16 protein-coding genes are annotated in these 15,663 nt (G+C 70.3%); 7 read left to right on the plus strand and 9 right to left on the minus strand.

The genetic code is table 11. The features are described from left to right. Nucleotides 1-318: 318 nt before the first annotated feature. Together HZS54_RS07395 and HZS54_RS07400 are read right to left on the minus strand one after the other, a co-directional pair. Nucleotides 319-684: a DUF7573 domain-containing protein gene (locus tag HZS54_RS07395; protein WP_179921482.1), complete on the minus strand. Its 366-nt coding sequence runs from the start codon at nt 682-684 to the stop codon at nt 319-321. An 85-nt stretch (nt 685-769) separates the two neighbouring features. Beyond that, the gene (locus HZS54_RS07400) at nt 770-1,420 is read right to left on the minus strand and encodes a bifunctional 4-hydroxy-2-oxoglutarate aldolase/2-dehydro-3-deoxy-phosphogluconate aldolase (protein ID WP_179921484.1); all 651 of its coding nucleotides are present in this window, start codon (nt 1,418-1,420) and stop codon (nt 770-772) included. Between the two features lie 130 nt (nt 1,421-1,550). Here HZS54_RS07400 and HZS54_RS26430 point away from each other — a divergent pair, with 130 nt between their 5' ends. Then, nucleotides 1,551-1,673 (plus strand): hypothetical protein, encoded by a 123-nt coding sequence (locus HZS54_RS26430; RefSeq protein ID WP_281377740.1) that lies wholly within the window; start codon nt 1,551-1,553, stop codon nt 1,671-1,673. Nucleotides 1,674-1,691: 18 nt separating this feature from the next. Here HZS54_RS26430 and HZS54_RS07405 read toward each other — a convergent pair whose 3' ends face one another. The 4 genes from HZS54_RS07405 to HZS54_RS07420 form a co-directional block, all read right to left on the minus strand. Then, nucleotides 1,692-2,072 carry a cupin domain-containing protein gene (locus tag HZS54_RS07405; protein ID WP_179921486.1) on the minus strand — a complete coding sequence of 127 codons (381 nt, stop codon included), beginning with the start codon at nt 2,070-2,072 and terminating at the stop codon, nt 1,692-1,694. 49 nt (nt 2,073-2,121) lie between these two features. Next, on the minus strand, nt 2,122-2,622 hold the full coding sequence (locus tag HZS54_RS07410) for a hypothetical protein (protein WP_179921488.1): 501 nt from the start codon (nt 2,620-2,622) through the stop codon (nt 2,122-2,124). An 85-nt stretch (nt 2,623-2,707) separates the two neighbouring features. Continuing rightward, nucleotides 2,708-3,616: an AEC family transporter gene (locus tag HZS54_RS07415; protein WP_179921490.1), complete on the minus strand. Its 909-nt coding sequence runs from the start codon at nt 3,614-3,616 to the stop codon at nt 2,708-2,710. Nucleotides 3,617-3,702: 86 nt separating this feature from the next. Then, nucleotides 3,703-4,683 (minus strand): DUF8108 domain-containing protein, encoded by a 981-nt coding sequence (locus tag HZS54_RS07420; RefSeq protein WP_179921492.1) that lies wholly within the window; start codon nt 4,681-4,683, stop codon nt 3,703-3,705. A gap of 145 nt (nt 4,684-4,828) precedes the next feature. On the opposite strand from HZS54_RS07420, the gene HZS54_RS07425 reads away from it, so the two are divergent. Genes HZS54_RS07425 through HZS54_RS07440 form a run of 4 tightly spaced genes read left to right on the plus strand, consistent with a single transcriptional unit; the run spans nt 4,829 to nt 10,341 of the window. Further along, complete coding sequence (locus HZS54_RS07425; protein WP_179921494.1) at nt 4,829-5,542, plus strand: hypothetical protein; 714 nt, start codon at nt 4,829-4,831, stop codon at nt 5,540-5,542. Nucleotides 5,543-5,556: 14 nt separating this feature from the next. After that, entirely contained in the window at nt 5,557-7,479 is a 1,923-nt protein-coding gene (locus tag HZS54_RS07430) for a spermidine synthase (RefSeq protein WP_179921496.1), read from the plus strand. Beyond that, nucleotides 7,476-8,072, plus strand: a complete 597-nt coding sequence (locus tag HZS54_RS07435; RefSeq protein ID WP_179921498.1) for a hypothetical protein — start codon at nt 7,476-7,478, stop codon at nt 8,070-8,072. The genes HZS54_RS07430 and HZS54_RS07435 overlap by 4 nt, the downstream gene beginning before the upstream one ends. A 58-nt stretch (nt 8,073-8,130) precedes the next feature. Then, a complete protein-coding gene (locus HZS54_RS07440) occupies nt 8,131-10,341 on the plus strand; it encodes a pentapeptide repeat-containing protein (RefSeq protein ID WP_179921500.1) in 2,211 nt (736 codons plus the stop codon). 3 nt (nt 10,342-10,344) lie between these two features. Here the strand turns inward: HZS54_RS07440 and HZS54_RS07445 are convergent, their stop codons facing one another. Continuing rightward, nucleotides 10,345-11,040: a class I SAM-dependent methyltransferase gene (locus HZS54_RS07445; RefSeq protein ID WP_179921502.1), complete on the minus strand. Its 696-nt coding sequence runs from the start codon at nt 11,038-11,040 to the stop codon at nt 10,345-10,347. Between the two features lie 171 nt (nt 11,041-11,211). Here HZS54_RS07445 and HZS54_RS07450 point away from each other — a divergent pair, with 171 nt between their 5' ends. Together HZS54_RS07450 and HZS54_RS07455 are read left to right on the plus strand one after the other, a co-directional pair. After that, nucleotides 11,212-11,445, plus strand: a complete 234-nt coding sequence (locus tag HZS54_RS07450; protein WP_179921504.1) for an antitoxin VapB family protein — start codon at nt 11,212-11,214, stop codon at nt 11,443-11,445. After that, nucleotides 11,442-11,834 carry a type II toxin-antitoxin system VapC family toxin gene (locus tag HZS54_RS07455; protein WP_179921506.1) on the plus strand — a complete coding sequence of 131 codons (393 nt, stop codon included), beginning with the start codon at nt 11,442-11,444 and terminating at the stop codon, nt 11,832-11,834. Before HZS54_RS07450 ends, HZS54_RS07455 begins: the two co-directional genes overlap by 4 nt. A gap of 28 nt (nt 11,835-11,862) precedes the next feature. Here HZS54_RS07455 and HZS54_RS07460 read toward each other — a convergent pair whose 3' ends face one another. After that, nucleotides 11,863-13,536: a Coenzyme F420 hydrogenase/dehydrogenase, beta subunit C-terminal domain gene (locus tag HZS54_RS07460; RefSeq protein WP_179921508.1), complete on the minus strand. Its 1,674-nt coding sequence runs from the start codon at nt 13,534-13,536 to the stop codon at nt 11,863-11,865. Beyond that, nucleotides 13,526-15,232, minus strand: a complete 1,707-nt coding sequence (locus tag HZS54_RS07465; RefSeq protein ID WP_179921510.1) for a nitrite/sulfite reductase — start codon at nt 15,230-15,232, stop codon at nt 13,526-13,528. The genes HZS54_RS07460 and HZS54_RS07465 overlap by 11 nt, the downstream gene beginning before the upstream one ends. Nucleotides 15,233-15,663: the final 431 nt, after the last annotated feature.

The raw sequence follows: 15,663 nt of genomic DNA on the forward strand, positions 1-15,663 counted from the left end.
TGTGCTGGGCGGTTTGCGGTTGCGGTCCCTGGTGGACTGAAAGGGCGAGGCGCGCTCGCGCCCGGTAGTCGCCTGAGCGACCCCTATCCGCGCGGGCTGTGCGGAGAGCGCGGATATGTCGCTCAGCGACCGCGAGCGCGGCGAGGGCTTTCAACACCTGCGGTCAGGAGCGGTCGTTTCATCAGCTAGCGAGCGCGCTGAGGGCTTTCATCGCTTGCTGTCTCCGTCGAGTGCGGTCGCTGTCTCCCGACTTCATTCCGAGACTCGGTCACCCAAAACAGCCGATAAACGAGCACGCGCAACTCTCACGGGATGCCGTCACCACTCCTTGCAGTCCGGACAGACCAGCCCGTCGTCGCTCCGCCAGCGCCGGTCGACCGTCTCGCCGCAGGCCGCGCAGGTCCCGCCGTCGCCGCTCCAGGCGTAGGTCGCTTCCGCCGGCTCGACGGTCGTCGGGTCGACGCGGACGCCGTCGTCCTCGTCCCCGGTTTCGCCGTCGTCCCCCCCGGTATCCACCTCGGTCTCGTCGTCGACGCTCGTCTCGGCTTCCTCCAGATCGTCGTCGTCCGTGTCGACTGAGTCGTCCGCCGCACTCTCGGACCGGTCCGGCGACTCATCGGGACCGTCTCCGTCTCCGTCCCCGCTGTCGCCGTCCAGAAAGTCGTCGAGCGACCGGTCTCCCATGGGTCGTGGTGGTCGCTCGCCCCTCTTAGCGCTGGCGACCCGACTCGACCCCGGCCGCCGGGCCACCGCGGGCCCGTCGGTTCGACTACGACCGCGCGTTCTCGACGGCCTCGACGAACGCCGCCGCCGACTCGCGGACGCCGTCCCAGTCCTCGCGCTCGATGGCGTCGTAGTCGACCAGCGCCGACCCCGCCCCCACCGCGACCGCACCGGCGTCGAAGTAGTTGGCGACGTTGTCCGTCGAGACGCCGCCGGTCGGCATGATCGGCACGTCGCCCAGCGGGCCCTGCAGCGCGCCGATGTGGCCCGGCCCGACCGTCGAGGCGGGGAACATCTTCAGCACGTCCGCGCCGGCCTCCATCGCCTCGGCGGCCTCAGTGGGTGTCATCACGCCGGGGATGCAGACGACGCCCTCGCGATTGCAGACGTCGATCACGTCCTCGTTGAAGTTGGGGGCGAGCACGAACTCCGCGCCGGCCTCGATGACGTTGCGCGCGGCGGCAGCGTCCATCACGGTCCCGGCGCCGACGATGGCGTCGGTGTCCGCCATCGCGCGGTCCACGTCGGCGATCATCTCGCTACAGCGCGTGGCGTCGGCGGTCACCTCCAGCGCGGTGACGCCGCCCGCGTGGATCGCCTCGGCGACCGGCACGATGTCGTCCTCGTCGATGCCCCGCAGGACCGCCGTCACGCCGCTGTCGACGATCCGCCGCTGGATCTCGTGTTTGTTCGTCATACGCGCTCCTGCGACCGGCGGGGCCAAAAGGGTACCCGGTCGGGCGGCGGCGTCGGCCGGCGCCGCTCCGGTCCGCTCCGGTCGGTCCGATCGCCGACGTGCTTATTCGCCGACGGCGCCTACCCCGGGTATGACAGACGCCCCCGACCCGCGGACGACGATGGCCGGCGATAGCTTCCCGCGGATGCCCGGCGCCCTGCTGGTCGGCCTCCTCCTCGTGCTGTTCGTGCTGTTCGCCGTCCTCACCGGGTGACCGACCAGCCGACTCCGCTCACTCCTCGGCGTCGGGCTCGTAGGGGTGGGCGATGTCCGACTTCGGCGCGCCGGTCCCGAGGACCCGGACCGGCTCGTCGGCGTCCTCGGGGTTGTACGCGCGGTGGGGGCTCTCCGGTTCGGCGACGAACACCTCCCCCTCCGCGACGACGAACTCCTCCTCGGGCGTTTCGACGTGCAGGGTACCCGAGATCACGTAGAACCCCTCCTCGCGGCTGTCGTGGTAGTGGTAGGTCCGGGGCAGTTGCTCGCCCGGTTCCATCTCGTAGGTGGCGAGGTGGAGCGCCGCGAGTTCGGCCGCGTCGGAGATCCCGCGGCGGTCGCAGGGGTAGTCCGGCGTCGGATCGAGGTCGTCGGGGTCGATCTGTTGGTAGCCCATGGCCGTCGATGGGTCGTCGGCGCTGATAAAGTCGGGCGGCCCGACGCCCTCAGCACTGAACGAGGACGGTCCCCTCACGCGGGTCGACGCCGTCCTCGTAGGTCCGCCGGACGACCGTCTCGTTCACGAAGTACCGCGCCGTCCGCTCGCCGTCGGCGATCCCGGACGCGGTCGCGTAGCCGCTGGTCGTCCGGAGCGCGACGCGATAGCCGCCCGCCCGACGGTCCACGTCGGCGACCGTCGTGTCGACCTCGATGCCGGCCAACCCTACCTCGGAACCCTCGTGCAGACGCAGGATTTCGTTTCTCGTGTGGACGGTTTCGACCCTCGCCGCGAAGGCCGCAACCGTCGATTCGTTCACCGCGGACGGCGCGTCGGGGTACGGTCTCGCGGTGTGGTTGTCGACCCGAAGGTCCGCGTCGTACGCGGCGAGCGCGTCGGTCGCGCAGTCCGTGTCCGGGACGCCGTCGTCGCCGGAACCGAGCGCCGAACACCCCGCGAGCGCCGCGGCGAGCGCCAGGAAGCCGAGGAGAACGCGTCGAGGGGCCATATGTATTCGAAACGATACGTGGTACGGCCATACGTTTTCCGGACGCGAGCGGAGCGGCTGGTCGAACGAGCGGCCCGCCGGGCGCCTACCCCATCACCTGCAGGATCACGCCGACGGTCCCGAGCGAGGCGAGCGTGGTGGCGAAGACGTTGAGCGAGGCGAGTTGCGCGTCGCCGCCCAGTTCCGTCGCGTAGACGTACGTCGAGACGGCCGAGGGCATCCCGAGCATGACGACGACGGCGGTCGCGGCGGTCGCGTCGACGGCCAGCAGGGTGAAGACGACCCACGCGAGCGCGGGCATCAGGCCGATCTTCGTCGCGACGACCGAGCCCGTCAGCCCGAAGTCCACGTCGGCGTCGACCAGTTCGAGCGACGCGCCGACGCAGAGCAGGGCGACCGGCAGGGCGAGTTCCGAGACGGCGCCGAGGCCGGTCGCGGCCGCTCCGGGGACGCCGACGCCGGCGGTCGAGACGGCGAGTCCGGCGACGAGCGCGAGCAGGACCGGGTTGGTGGCGACGCCGCGGAGCTCGTCGGCGACGGCGGCCTCGGCGTCGTTGATGGCGATCAGCGAGAGCACGGTCAGCGGCGTCTGGACGAGCACGCCGATGCCGAGGACGACCGCCGCGGTCCCGCTGGCGGCCCCGCCCAGCGTCGCCTCGACCAGCGGCAGCCCGAGGAAGCCCAGATTCGAGTGATAGGACTGGACGACGGCGACGCTCCGGCGGCCCCGGGAGGCCCGGCGGCCGTGGACCAGCCAGGCGACGGCGATGACGGTCGCGAACACCAGCAGGACGCCGCCGACCAGCGCCGGCGAGACGAGTTCGCCCAGCGGCCGGTCGTACGTCGAGGAGAAGACGAGCGCGGGCAAGGCGACGTAGAAGGCGATATCGTTGAGCCAGCCCGTCCGCCGCTCGGTCAGCAGGCCGACCCGGCGGGCGGCGAGGCCCGCGAGCAACAGCGCGAGCAGGTAGCCCAGCCGCGCGTACACCTCCATACCCGGGTGGAACCGAGCGGCGCCTTTCAGGGTTCGGATCGCCGCCGATCTCGCCGGGAAGTCACGTCTGCGGCGGTGTTACGGGCTCACCGCAGCGCGTCTCGCCGCTCGTCGGCGTCGAGGGCCACGTCGCCGGCCACGTGGCGGCTGCAGCGCTCGCACTCGTAGGAGACGCCGCCGTCGTCGTAGGTCCGGACGGCGGTCCCGAACAGGAAGAAGGCGTCCTTCTGGCGGCGGGCGATGACGGCGTCGGCGTCCTCGCCGCAGTTGGGACACCAGTCCTTGTCGGGCGCCGGCTCCTGCCAGGTGATGCGGTGGCGGCCGACCGTCGCGTCGGCGTGGGCCTCCTCCTTCGAGGTCTGGACGACCGCTTCGGGCGGGACCGGGTCCGAGTCGACGACGTTGTCGAAGCCGCTCTCGGCGGCGGTCGTCGCGGAGACGTACGGACCGACGCTGACGCGGTTGTCGCGGCCGACGAAGAAGACGGTGGCGTCGACGCCGCGGCCCTCGATGCGGACCTCGTTGTCCCAGCCGACGACGTAGACGGTCAGGTCGTGTTTGCCCTCGGTGACCTCGACGGTGTTTTTCGCGCCGCGGACGCTCACGCCGTCGCGCGGGTCCCGGGCGTCGCGGGTGTGGTCCCAGCCGGTGACGGTCACGTCGTAGCCCGCCGGGTCCTCGGTCGGCGTCGCGGCGCCGTCGTGGAAGACCTGCTCGGCGCCCGCCGGGTCGACCGCCTCGGCGGCGCCGCTCGCGACGAACACGTCCTCGACGTCCCGGATCACCACGTCGCCGTCGGCGTTCTCGACGTAGCCGTCTTCGATGTCGCCCGTGACCTCGGTCGCCACGGCCGGGGGGCTCTCGGCGGGGTCGGTCCCGCCGTCGCCGGGCGGGACCACGTCCGTGTAGACGTACTCGGCGTCGGCCAGCCGGAGGGTGCCGGCGACGCCGTCGGGACCGACGAACACGTCCGCGGCGCCGCGGAGGTCGACCGGCGCCTCGTGACTGCCGGCGAGTCGCACGTCGCCGGAGTAGCGTTCGGTTCTCGCGTCGGAGGTGTCGCTCATTGTGAACTCCGTTACGGTCACCCTACCGCAGGTCCCCACTTGAATCCCTGCACACCGTCCGCCGGTTCGACGGGTCGCGAAACGTTCCGTTCGGATGAAACGATAATATAAAGATACTTGGTCGATGGCCGACGCGATAGTTGGTATGAAGCGCAGAAGCTTCGTGCGCGGCGGTGCCGGGCTGACGGTCGGTGTGGCACTGACCGGCTGCCTGGGGATCGGGGGGAGCAACTCCCCGCCGCCCAGAAAGTCCGACGTGTTCGACGACGTCGCCCTCCAGGGAACGACGCTGCAGATCCAGCTGCTGTCCGATGTCGAGGTCGAAACGCGCCGGGAGAACCAGAGCAACCTCGGCGGCGGCGCGGTCGCCGGGCTCCTCCCGGTCGGTCGCGCCCGCGCGGCCAAGGGCGCCGCCGGTCGCGGTACCGGGGGCTACTCCTCGGCGCCGAAACACCCCCACCACGGCTGGGCCATCTGGCACGGCGGGGCCTACGGCGACGACTGGCGCGACGACCACGACGACGAGTTGCGGATGGCCGACGCCTCGGTCGCGACGCTGGGCGTCGCCTACCTGGGTTCCGACGACGAGTACGAGAACGACGCGCCGGGCCCCGGTCCCGGGTCGGTCTCCTGGGACGAGACGTGGGACGACCCCGAGCCCGGCGCCGACCTGACGGCCGACGTGGCCTCGCTCTCCCCGGGCGACGGCGTCCGCGAGGGCTGGTACCGCGTCGGGACGGAACTGGTCTCCGAGGACGGCTCGACGAACTTCGGCTGGCAGTCCGTCGACATGGAGGTCGACAACGGGCTCGGCGAGCCCCAGATGGACAAGGCCTGGTACGTCAAGCCCAGAGTGTGAGCCACTGACCGCCGATGGCCCGCGACAGCGACGACGCCGCCGGCCGGGCGGGCGCGCCGCCCGAACGTTCAGCCGACGAGGAGCCGCCGCTGTCGTCCTCGAACCCGCGCCTCACCGACCGGCGACTGTTGCTCGCGCTCACCTTCGTCGTCGCCTTCTGCTCGATCGCCTACGAGCTCGTCTACTCGGAGCTTTTGACGGTGTTCTACGGCGGGACCGTCCTGCGGTACTCGATCACGATCGGCCTGTACCTGTTCTCGATGGGCGTCGGTTCCTTCCTCTCGGCCCACCTCGACGACCCCGCCGGGAACTTCCTCCGGACGGAGGTGTACCTCGCGCTCGCCGGCCCCGCCGGCGCGGGGTTCATGATCGCGCTGAACGCCTTCCCGGACGTGACCCTGACCGTCGGTCGGCTCGCGCTGAAGGAGCCGCTCACGCTCGGGCTCGCCCACGTGCCGATCCTGGTCGTCGGCGTGCTCTCGGGCTTCGAGATCCCGCTGTTGAACGACCTCGTCGAGCACCGCGAGGAGACGCTGTTCGCCGCGCTCGGCGGCCTCTACCCCCGGAGGATCGTCCGCGGCGTCCTCGGCGTGTTCTTCAGCGTCTCCGAGGCCGAGGGCCGGTCGTTCTCGGAGGTGCTGGGCGTCGACTACCTCGGCGGGCTCGCCGGGACGGTCGTCTACGCGCTGGTGCTGTACCCCAACTACGGCCTCGTCGTGTCCGTGCTGGTGCTGGGCCTGCTGAACGGCCTCGCCGCGCTGGCGTTCGCGGTGTGGTCGGCGCGGGCGCCGGCCGAACGCGGCGCCGACCGCTCGTTCTCGCTGGCGCGGTGGCGCGGGGTCGTCCTCGCGGGCCTGCTGCTGACGGGCGCCTACGGCGGGCTGGTCGCCAACGCCGGCGCCGTCGACCGGGCGGTCACCGGCGCGTACATGGGCGACCGCATCGAGAGCGAGTACCAGCCCGGGAAGGCCGAGGTGACCGTCACCGGCTTCGAGCGCACCCGCTACCAGCGGATCACCACCTACCGCCGCGACGTGGCCGGCGACCCCGGCACCGAGACCTGTCTCCGCCTCGACGGCGCGATCCAGCTCTGCGAGAGCTGGGTCGACTCCTATCACGCCGGCCTCGTCGACGTGCCGATGTCGGCCTACCTCGACGGCTCGGGGACCGCCCGTGCGGACCCGCGGACGAGCGACGCGGGGGCCGAGGCCGCCCGCACCGACGGCGACGCGCCCGACGCTGCCCGGAGCGGCTCCGACGCGGCCGGAAACGCGTCGTTCGACGTGTTGCTCGTCGGCGGCGGCGACTACATCGCCGTCGACCGCCTGCGCGACTACGGCGTGGGCGTCGACCAGGTGGACATCGACGGGGAGTTCCTCGACTACTCCCGAGAGGAGTCGGCGTTCGCTCGCTACAACGACGACGCCTTCGAGTACGACCGACTGAACACGACCGTCGGCGACGCGTACAACTACCTCCGGGGCTCGGAGAAGCGCTACGACCTGATCCTGCTGGACGTGCCGGGCGCCCGCAGCGACGACGCCCTGTCGCTGTACTCGACGGAGTTCTACCGGCTCCTCCGGGGACACCTGACCGACCGCGGGGTCGTCGCCACCTGGGCGTACTCGAAGTACTGGTTCCCCCAGCACCACAAGGCGTACGTCGAGACCGTCCGCGAGGCCGGCTTCGACCGCTATCTCCCCTACTCGGTGTACGAGGACCCCGACGGCGACGACGAGCTGGAGCGCGGCGAGCGCTTCTACCTGCTGTCGGACGGTCCGGCGCCGACCCCGAACGTCTCCCGCGCCCGCAGCGACTACCTCGACGCCGTCGCCGACCGCTACGAGCGGCTGGACTGGCGGCCGGTCCCGGCCTACCGCGGCGTCGAACCGAACAGCGTCTTCGACCCCAACTACGACGTGATCGTCGACCCATGACCTCCGAGACCCTCCAGTTCGTCCACGGACCGGCTCCGCCCGCCGACGACGTGCGCGTGTTCGACTCGCTGACCCGCGAGTTGCTCGGCGCCGAGTTCACCTTCCGCGTCGTCGGCAGCTCCCACTACGTCAGCGCCCCCGCCTACGACTTCCACGAGCTGTCGACCTGCGACCCCGTCGACGCCGACGGCGCGACGACCCTGCGCCTCGACGGGCCAACGGTCGCCGACGCGACCGACGACCGACCGCCGATCGGCGACCGCAGGACCGCCGACGGCGTCGACCCCGACGCCCGCCTCCGCCTCGACTACGCGGCCGACGGGCTGGCCTGCGTCACGACCGTCGAGCGGCGTCCGCTCGCGGCGTTCCCGGCCGACGAGGGCTTCGACGTGTCCTACCGGTTCGACGAGGACGCCTACACCACGATCGACCTCGCTCCCGACGGCTACGAGACCTACCACACCTACCCCGAGTTCGACCTCGCGCTGTACACGCGGACGACCTTCGCGTCGGTGCCCGACGGGACGCTCGCGGACGCGACCGACGGCGACGCCCGACGCCGCACGGACCGGACCGGCCAGCCGACCGACTGAGCCGCCCGGGCGGGGCCGTCAGCAATATTTATGGTCCACGCTTCTCGTGTGAGAAAGTATGACAGGTAGAGGGGACGGGAGCTCGGAGCGCGGCGCGGTCGAGGCCTTCGGAGCGGCCGCGGACGGGGCGGTCGAGGCCGGGAGCGACGTGGAGGCGGCCGTCGAGGTGCTGCGCTGCTCGCCCGACGAGCGGGCCGAACGGGGGGTCTCCGACGACGACGTGCGGGCGGCGTTCCTGACGGTCGTCCGCGAGGGCGACGCCGAGGCGAAGGACCTGCGGGGCGTCGAACTGCCCGCGATCGAACTGGACCGGCTGACCGTCGAGGGGGCGGACCGCCACCCGGTCGACCTCCGGGAGGCGACGATCGAGTCGCTGTCGGCGCGGTTCGCCACGATCCGTCTGCCGGTCCGGCTGGACGACGCGACGGTCGGCGACGTGGCCCTCGACGAGGCCCACGTCGAGGAGGCGATCCTGGCCGACGGCGCGACGGTCACCGGCGACTTCGACGCCTTCGAGGCGGAGTTCGCCGGCGACGTGGAGTTCGAGGGCGCCACCTTCGAGGGGCGGTTCGACGTCGACGAGTCGACCTTCGCCAACGACGTGACCTTCGACGGCGCGACCTTCGAGGGGGCCGCCGAGGCCCGTGCCGCCGAGTTCTACGGCGACTCGAACCTGCTCGACGACAACACGAGCTTCACCGGCGCCGCCTTCGAGTCCGACGCGGACTTCCGGCAGACCGGGTTCGGCTTCACCCACTTCGAGCGGGCGACCTTCGCCGGCGAGGCGGACTTCCAGGAGGCCCGCTTCGACGGCGACGCCGAGTTCGACGAGGCGGTCTTCGAGGGGTTCGCCGACTTCGACGAGGCCCGCTTCGACGGCGACACCGGGTTCGCCGACGTGACCTTCGCCGGCGACGCCGACTTCCGCGGCGCCGCCTTCTCGGGGCGCGAGCGCGCGCTCGACGAGGACGTGACCTTCGAGCGGTCGACGTTCGCCGGCGACGTCGACTTCCGCCACGCCCGCTTCCGGTTCGTCACCTTCGCCGACGTGGCCTTTGAGGACGTCGCCCACTTCGAGGAGGCGGAGTTCGACGCCGACGCGACGTTCGCCGGGGCGACGTTCGCGGCCGAGGCCGACTTCGACGAGGGGCGGTTCCGCGAGGACGCCGACTTCTCGGGCGTCGAGTTCGCCGCCCGGGCGGTGTTCCGCGGCGCGGAGTTCACCGGCGGCGCGAACTTCCTCGAGGACGACCTGACCTTCGAGGGCGCCCACTTCGGCGCCGACGCCGACTTCCACGACGCCGAGATCACCTCGGCGAACTTCGTCGACACCACCTTCGGCGGGGAGATCGACTTCAGCGGCGCGGTCTTCTCCGACCGCATCGACTTCGAGGCCAGCCAGGTCGAGGGCGACGCCTGGGTGGACTTCACCCGCGCGAAGATCGTGAGCGGCCGCATCGCCCAGCCCGCCGAGAACTGGGTGCGCTACGACCTGACGCTCGCTTCCCTCGGCGACGTGGAACTGGTCGCCGCCGCCGAGGGGGACCACCGTCGCCTGCTGGACTTCTTCCGCTTCTGCCGCACGGAGTTCACCGAGTTCGACGGCCACGAGTTCGACTTCAGCGGCCACCGCGAGTACCTCGACCGCAACGCCTGGGCCATCCACGAGTTCCACGAACCGCCCGACGCCGACCCCGACTACGAACTCGAGATGACCCCGGAGGTGACCGAGACCACCTACCTCAAGGCGAAACAGAGCGCCGCCGCCGTCGGCGACATGAAGGTCGCCGGCGAGTTCCGCGTCAAGCGCCAGCAGTACAGCCGCGCGAAGAACCTCGAAGTCGCCCGCGACGGCTCGGCGCCGCTGTGGACCCGGATCAAAAACTCCGGCCGCGCCGCCGAGAACTGGTTCCTCGGCGTCACCTGCGGCCACGGGATGCGCCCCATCCGGATCGGCTTCGCGTTCGTCCTCGCGCCGCTTCTGTACGTGCCCTTCTACGCCCTGGGCGACTTCCTCGACGTGCTCGGCGGCGACCCGTTCATGACCGCCGCCGGCCAGGTCGCGCCCGCCGAACTGGTCACGGCCCAGGGGCTGTCGACGCTGTTCGACGTAGCTCGCTTCAGCTACATCTCCTACACCACCATCGGCTACGGCTTCCTCGGCCCCGAGGGCCGGCTCGCGGAGGTACTGGCCGCCAGCGAAGCGTATCTCAGCGTCGTCCTCTCGGCGCTTCTCGTCTACGCGCTCGTCAAGCGCTCGGAGATGTGACGACTATCGCCGGGCGACGAACACCGTCCGGCGGTCGTCGGGACCGTACCCCTCGCGGGTCTCGACGGCGAGGCCCTCGGCGTCGAGCGCACCCCTGACCTCCTCGTCGGCGAACGGCGTCATCGGTCGACTGTTCGTGAACACCGCCCCGTCCTCGGTGAAGGCGACCGACACCCACTCCAGCCGGTCGTCCGTCCGCGACTGCATCTGGGCCACCCTGACGTAGCGGCCGCCGTCGTACTCGCCGACGTGGTACGCGGGGTCGTTACCCTCGGGCGGCAGCGGCGAGTTGTCGAACACGAGGACGCCCTCCGGCGCGAGGCGGTCGGCGAGCGCCGCCACGGCCGGCCCGAGCGCGTCGGGCGCGAGGTGGTTGATCACGCCCCTGATGGCGACGACGGCGTCGAAGCGCCCGTCGAGGTCGAGGTCGGGAAGCGCGCCCCGCCGGAACGTGACCCCGTCGCCGCACTTCTCTCGGGCGCGGTCGAGCATCCCCTCGTGGGGGTCGACGCCGGTCACCTCGAACCCCGCCTCGGCGAACCGGCGGGCGTGTTCGCCCGTTCCGCAGCCTACGTCGAGGACGGACGGATCGCTCGCGGCCACCCGTTCGTCGACGAACGCGGCGTCGCGGTCGTAGTCCCACCCGCGCTGGATCGCATCGTACAGGTCGGGGTGGTCGGTGTAGAGCCGCTCGGTCATCGGATCGGCCCGTCGGCTCGCTCGCGGGTAGTCGTTTCGGCGACCGCGTTCGGTTCGACCCGTATCGGCTCGACCGCCCCCGTCACAGCAGTTCAGCGACGAACTCCCTGTAGTCCCGTCGCTCTGGAGCCGCCCGACGATTTACATGAGTACACACACAACTGTGTATTGATGGCCACCAAGACGATCTCACTGGACGAGGAAGCCTACGAGCGCCTCGCGGCGGAGAAACGCGACGGAGAGAGCTTCAGCGACGTGGTGAAGCGCCTCGCGGGCGAGCGCTCGTGGAGCGAAGTCGCCGGTATCTGGAGCGACGGAACCGGCGATATCGAAGCGGCGATCGAGGAGGGTCGCGACCGCTCGCGGACCCGTCGAAAACGTCTGAGTGACGACATCGACGGATGATACAGGACACGTCGTTCGTCCTCGACGTGCTCGGCGGCAACGAGAACGCCCTCGCCGCGCTGGCGAACCTCGAAAGCGACCGCAAACCCGAGAAGATTTCGTCGGTCACGGTCCTCGAACTCTACGAAGGCGTCGGTCGGTCCGACCGGCCGGACGACGAGAAGGCGGCCGTCCTCGACGTGCTGGACTCGAAGACTATCGTCCCGGCCGACCACGACGTGATGCGTCGTGCGGGCCGCGTCTCGGGTGAACTGTACGCGACCGGTGAACCGATCGACAGGGAGGACTGTGTCATCGCCGCGACCGCGCTCCACGAGGACGAACCGGTCTTAACTCGGAACGTCGACCACTTCGAGCGAATCGACGGCCTCGACGTGCGAACGTACTGACCGGAATACGGAGCGCAGGGCACCCCCCTCAGTGTTCGCTCTCGTGCGGGTTCAGTTCCGTCCCGTAGTTCTCCGCGTGGTCGGTGTAGTCGATGAATCGGGGCGCGTCGGGGTCGAACGGCCGTTCGAGCGACTCGAAGGCCTTCTTCTTGTCCCACGACTGCAGGCCGCCGACCGCCGACCGGTCTTCGAGGTCGTGGTAGTCCAGGTCGTCTTTGGTCAGGTTCCACGCGTCGAGGCCCTGCTCGGTGCGGACGATCACCGAGGAGTACTCGTCGCTCGACCCCACCGAGCCGACGGTGAGGTCGGCGCAGTAGCCGGTGAAGTCGGCGCACTCGTCGCACCCTTTCAGCGCGGCGTCGTGGAACTCCTCCACGTCCTCGTCGACGATCAGGTCGCCGTCGCGGTCGTAGACCATCATCTTCCCGTCGAGCACGTCCATCTTGCCCACGTCGTCCAGATCGATGCCGCGCTGCTCGACGAGCTGCTCGCCCATCAGGCGCTCGTAGTTGAAGTTCTTCGTACACATCAGGGCGATGCGGTAGTCGATCGCCCGCACCCCCGCTTCCTGGGCGCCGTACTCCCACTCGAAGTCCTCCAGGGCGCGGATCCCCTCGATCTCGCAGGGGGTGCCGACGAGCGCCAGCGACGCCTCCTCGATCGGCACGTCGAGCTTGTGGTCCCACTGGCCGAGGTTCAGGTTGCCCAGCGCCATCGTCTGATTGTAGACGCTGCCGGCGTTGTCGATGCACTCCTCCGGGGTGGTCGCGAGGAACGCCTCGGCCTTCCAGGGATCCTCGTCGCTCTCGGTGGCGACGAGCGCGCCGTCGATCTCGCCCGCCTCCAGCAGGTGGATCAGGACCGACGTGACGAGCCCGCCGTCCTGGGCACCCTCGCGCCACTCCTCCTCGACCTTCGCGGAGAACTCCGTGATGGGGTCGCCGGCGCCGCCGACGTTGTCGTCGCCGCCGGTTATCTTCCACTGGCGTTCGTACCGCAGGCCGCCCCGCGGGCAGAAGTCCCAGCACAGCGAACAGCCCGTACACATCTTGACGAGTTCGGGCAGGCCGTCGTCGCCGATACCGATGGAATCGGAGGGGCAGGCGGCGACGCAGGTGCCACACTGGATACAGCGGCCGTCGTCGACGACGGCCTCGTCGAGCTCCATGAACCACGTCTTGTCGTCGGGCGTCTCGACGTCGTTCATCCGCGAGCGGATCTCGTAGGAGGGCGTGTCCAGCGCCAGGTCCTCCTCGCCGGGCCGCTGGACGCGCCGGTCGGCGGGCGTGTCGTACACGTCCTGACTCTCGCCCTCCGCGGGCTCGGTGAACTCCACGTCGCGGAGATTGCCGTTCTCGTCGACGTTCGCGGGTGTCGCGCCGCCGTCGGGGACGGCACCGTTCGATCCGGCGCCGTGACCGTGGGAGTGGCCGCCGCAGCCGCAGGAACTCCCGCAACCGCAGTCGTCGCTCTCGTTGCTCGCGCGGCCGGTGTCGGGGACACCCGGCATGGGCTCGTCGCGTCCCGACCCGGTCGGTTCGCCGCCGTCGGTCAGCAGTCGCGAGTCGTCCAGATCGCGCGCCTCCCGGTCGTCGCACTCGCGTTCGGTCCGCTCGACGAATTCCGGCGCCGCGTCGGCGGGTGCGACCTGTTCGGACTCCGGGTCGACCGCCACGCGCTCGCCCGGTCGGTCAGTCCCCATGCGCGACACCCCCCGAAACGTTCGCGTCCGCGCGTCGCATGACCTTCCGCAACCGCTGGTTCCCGACGCGGCGGGTCCACTCGTAGAACCGCTCGCCCTCGTTGCGCTCGTCGACGTAGGCCGCGAACAGCTCCTCGATGGCCGGGATGACCGCGTTCGCCGGCACCGCGGTCTCCACCCAGTCGAGGAACTCGTTGTCCGACCCGAGCGACCCGCCGAGGCCGAAGTCCATCCCCTCGACGATGTTGTCGCCCTCCTCGTTCGTCGTTCCTTCGGGGTCGTCGAGCTGGACGGTCTCGCCGCGGAAGCCGATGTCGGCGATCTGCGGCTGGGCGCAGGAGGCCGAACAGCCGGACATGTGCATCCGCACCACGTCCAGGTCGTCGGGCGTGTCGATCCGCCGGTCGAGGGCCTTGGCCCACCGGTACACCCGATTCTTCGTCTCGATGATCCCGTAGTTGCAGAACTCCGAGCCCGTGCAGCCGACGGCGCCCCGCGTGAACGGGCCGGGGTCGGGCTCGTACTTCCGGGCGAACGGCTCGTTCAGCAGGTCGCCGACGTTCTCGGCGGGAACGTGGGTGATCAGGAAGTTCTGGTCAGTGGCGAGGCGGACGGAGGCCTCGTCGGTGCCGTACTCCCGCGCGGCGCGGGCCGCGTCGGCGAACTCGTCGCCGCCCATCCGGCCCGCGACGACGTTGAACCCGACGTATTTGAGCCCCTCGGCCTTCTGGTCGTGGACGCCGACGTGGTCGCCGGTGTACCCCTCGGTGAGGTCGACCCCGCGCTCGGGCAACTCGACCGAGCAGCGCCGGCGGACCGCCCGCTCGAACTCGTCGGTGCCGAGCTGCTCGACGAGGTAGCGCATCCGGCAGACGCCGCGATTCGACCGGTCGCCCAGCTCTTTGAACGTCTGGGCGATCGCTCGGCAGAACTCCACCGCGTCGCCCGGCGGGACGAACACGTCCATCGCCGTCGCCATGCGCGGCCCGTCCGAGAGGCCGCCGCCGACCTTGCAGTGGAAGCCGTAGATCTCCTCGCCACTGACTTCCTTCCGCGCCGGCGTCAGCCCCACGTCGTTGATCTGCGACTGGCCGCAGTCGTGCGTGCAGCCGGTGATTGTCATCTTGAACTTCCGCGGGAGGTTGGCGTACTCCCGGTTCTCCGTGAAGTAGTCGGAGACGGCGTCGATGACGGGCTGGGCGTCGAAACACTCGTGGTCGTCGAGGCCGGCGGCCGGACAGCCGAGGACGTTCCGGGCGGAGTCGCCACAGCCCTGGATCGTCGTCAGGCCGACCTCGTCGTATCTCGCCCAGACCTCGGGCACGTCCTCGACCTCGATCCAGTGCATCTGGATATCCTGACGGGTGGTGATGTCGAGGAAGGCGTCGCCCCAGACCGAGTTCTGGTCCTCGCCGCCGTACTCGGCCGGCGCGGTGGCGTACGTCTCGGCCACTTCGCCGACCACCTCGGCCTGTTCGGGGGTGAGATAGCCGCCCGGAACCTTGGTCCGCATCATGAAGTAGCCGTCCTGGACCCCGTGGCTGTACATCCCGGCCCACTTCAGCCGCTCCCACTCGCCGTCGCCGGCCCGCTCCTCGATCTCCTCGAACGAGAGGCCCTCCGCGGCGTACTCTTTGACGTCCTCGACCACGTCCAGCGGGTGTTTCTCCTGTTTCCACTCCTCGACGGTGTTCACGTCGACCACCCCCTGGTGGCTCGCGTGTGCTCGTCGATACCCGTCGTGCTGCCGTTCGACGCCGTCTCCCCCGAAGTTTCACGAGTGCGTGTGTCACTTGTGTGCATGGTCTCTCTCACGCGACGGTCGCGTGCGTGCTATTAGTTCTCACTACCCACGTTCCTGTATCCCACTCTCTCGGTCAGCGCTGCCACGGCTGCGTGAAACCCCGCTTCGATTGCCGCTACCGGTGACGGTCTGGGGCGGCGGAGACACCACCGTTTCGCGCCCAGCGGCCGTCCGGCCGGGGCCGGTGCCCGATCGGTCGGACCGCAGTCGTGTCATGTGTCCGATCCGCCCGGTTCGGTCCGGTATCACGGCGTACGCCCGGGCTTGTTCGGGGAGCGCCGATCGATAGAACCGGACGATGTTGCCTATTCCCGGCAGCGACG

This window comes from Halosimplex pelagicum, from assembly GCF_013415905.1.
Lineage (GTDB): Archaea > Halobacteriota > Halobacteria > Halobacteriales > Haloarculaceae > Halosimplex > Halosimplex pelagicum.

What these genes read in the sequence shown, in the direction of transcription:
- HZS54_RS07400 (WP_179921484.1), bottom strand. Translation starts at nt 1,420, where the DNA reads ATGACGAACAAACACGAGATCCAGCGGCGGATCGTCGACAGCGGCGTG.
- HZS54_RS07440 (WP_179921500.1), top strand. Translation starts at nt 8,131, where the DNA reads ATGACAGGTAGAGGGGACGGGAGCTCGGAGCGCGGCGCGGTCGAGGCC.
- HZS54_RS07410 (WP_179921488.1), bottom strand. Translation starts at nt 2,622, where the DNA reads ATGGCCCCTCGACGCGTTCTCCTCGGCTTCCTGGCGCTCGCCGCGGCG.
- HZS54_RS07425 (WP_179921494.1), top strand. Translation starts at nt 4,829, where the DNA reads ATGAAGCGCAGAAGCTTCGTGCGCGGCGGTGCCGGGCTGACGGTCGGT.
- HZS54_RS07395 (WP_179921482.1), bottom strand. Translation starts at nt 684, where the DNA reads ATGGGAGACCGGTCGCTCGACGACTTTCTGGACGGCGACAGCGGGGAC.
- HZS54_RS07460 (WP_179921508.1), bottom strand. Translation starts at nt 13,536, where the DNA reads ATGGGGACTGACCGACCGGGCGAGCGCGTGGCGGTCGACCCGGAGTCC.
- HZS54_RS07415 (WP_179921490.1), bottom strand. Translation starts at nt 3,616, where the DNA reads ATGGAGGTGTACGCGCGGCTGGGCTACCTGCTCGCGCTGTTGCTCGCG.
- HZS54_RS07445 (WP_179921502.1), bottom strand. Translation starts at nt 11,040, where the DNA reads ATGACCGAGCGGCTCTACACCGACCACCCCGACCTGTACGATGCGATC.
- HZS54_RS07455 (WP_179921506.1), top strand. Translation starts at nt 11,442, where the DNA reads ATGATACAGGACACGTCGTTCGTCCTCGACGTGCTCGGCGGCAACGAG.
- HZS54_RS07450 (WP_179921504.1), top strand. Translation starts at nt 11,212, where the DNA reads ATGGCCACCAAGACGATCTCACTGGACGAGGAAGCCTACGAGCGCCTC.
- HZS54_RS07420 (WP_179921492.1), bottom strand. Translation starts at nt 4,683, where the DNA reads ATGAGCGACACCTCCGACGCGAGAACCGAACGCTACTCCGGCGACGTG.
- HZS54_RS07430 (WP_179921496.1), top strand. Translation starts at nt 5,557, where the DNA reads ATGGCCCGCGACAGCGACGACGCCGCCGGCCGGGCGGGCGCGCCGCCC.
- HZS54_RS07405 (WP_179921486.1), bottom strand. Translation starts at nt 2,072, where the DNA reads ATGGGCTACCAACAGATCGACCCCGACGACCTCGATCCGACGCCGGAC.
- HZS54_RS07435 (WP_179921498.1), top strand. Translation starts at nt 7,476, where the DNA reads ATGACCTCCGAGACCCTCCAGTTCGTCCACGGACCGGCTCCGCCCGCC.
- HZS54_RS26430 (WP_281377740.1), top strand. Translation starts at nt 1,551, where the DNA reads ATGACAGACGCCCCCGACCCGCGGACGACGATGGCCGGCGATAGCTTC.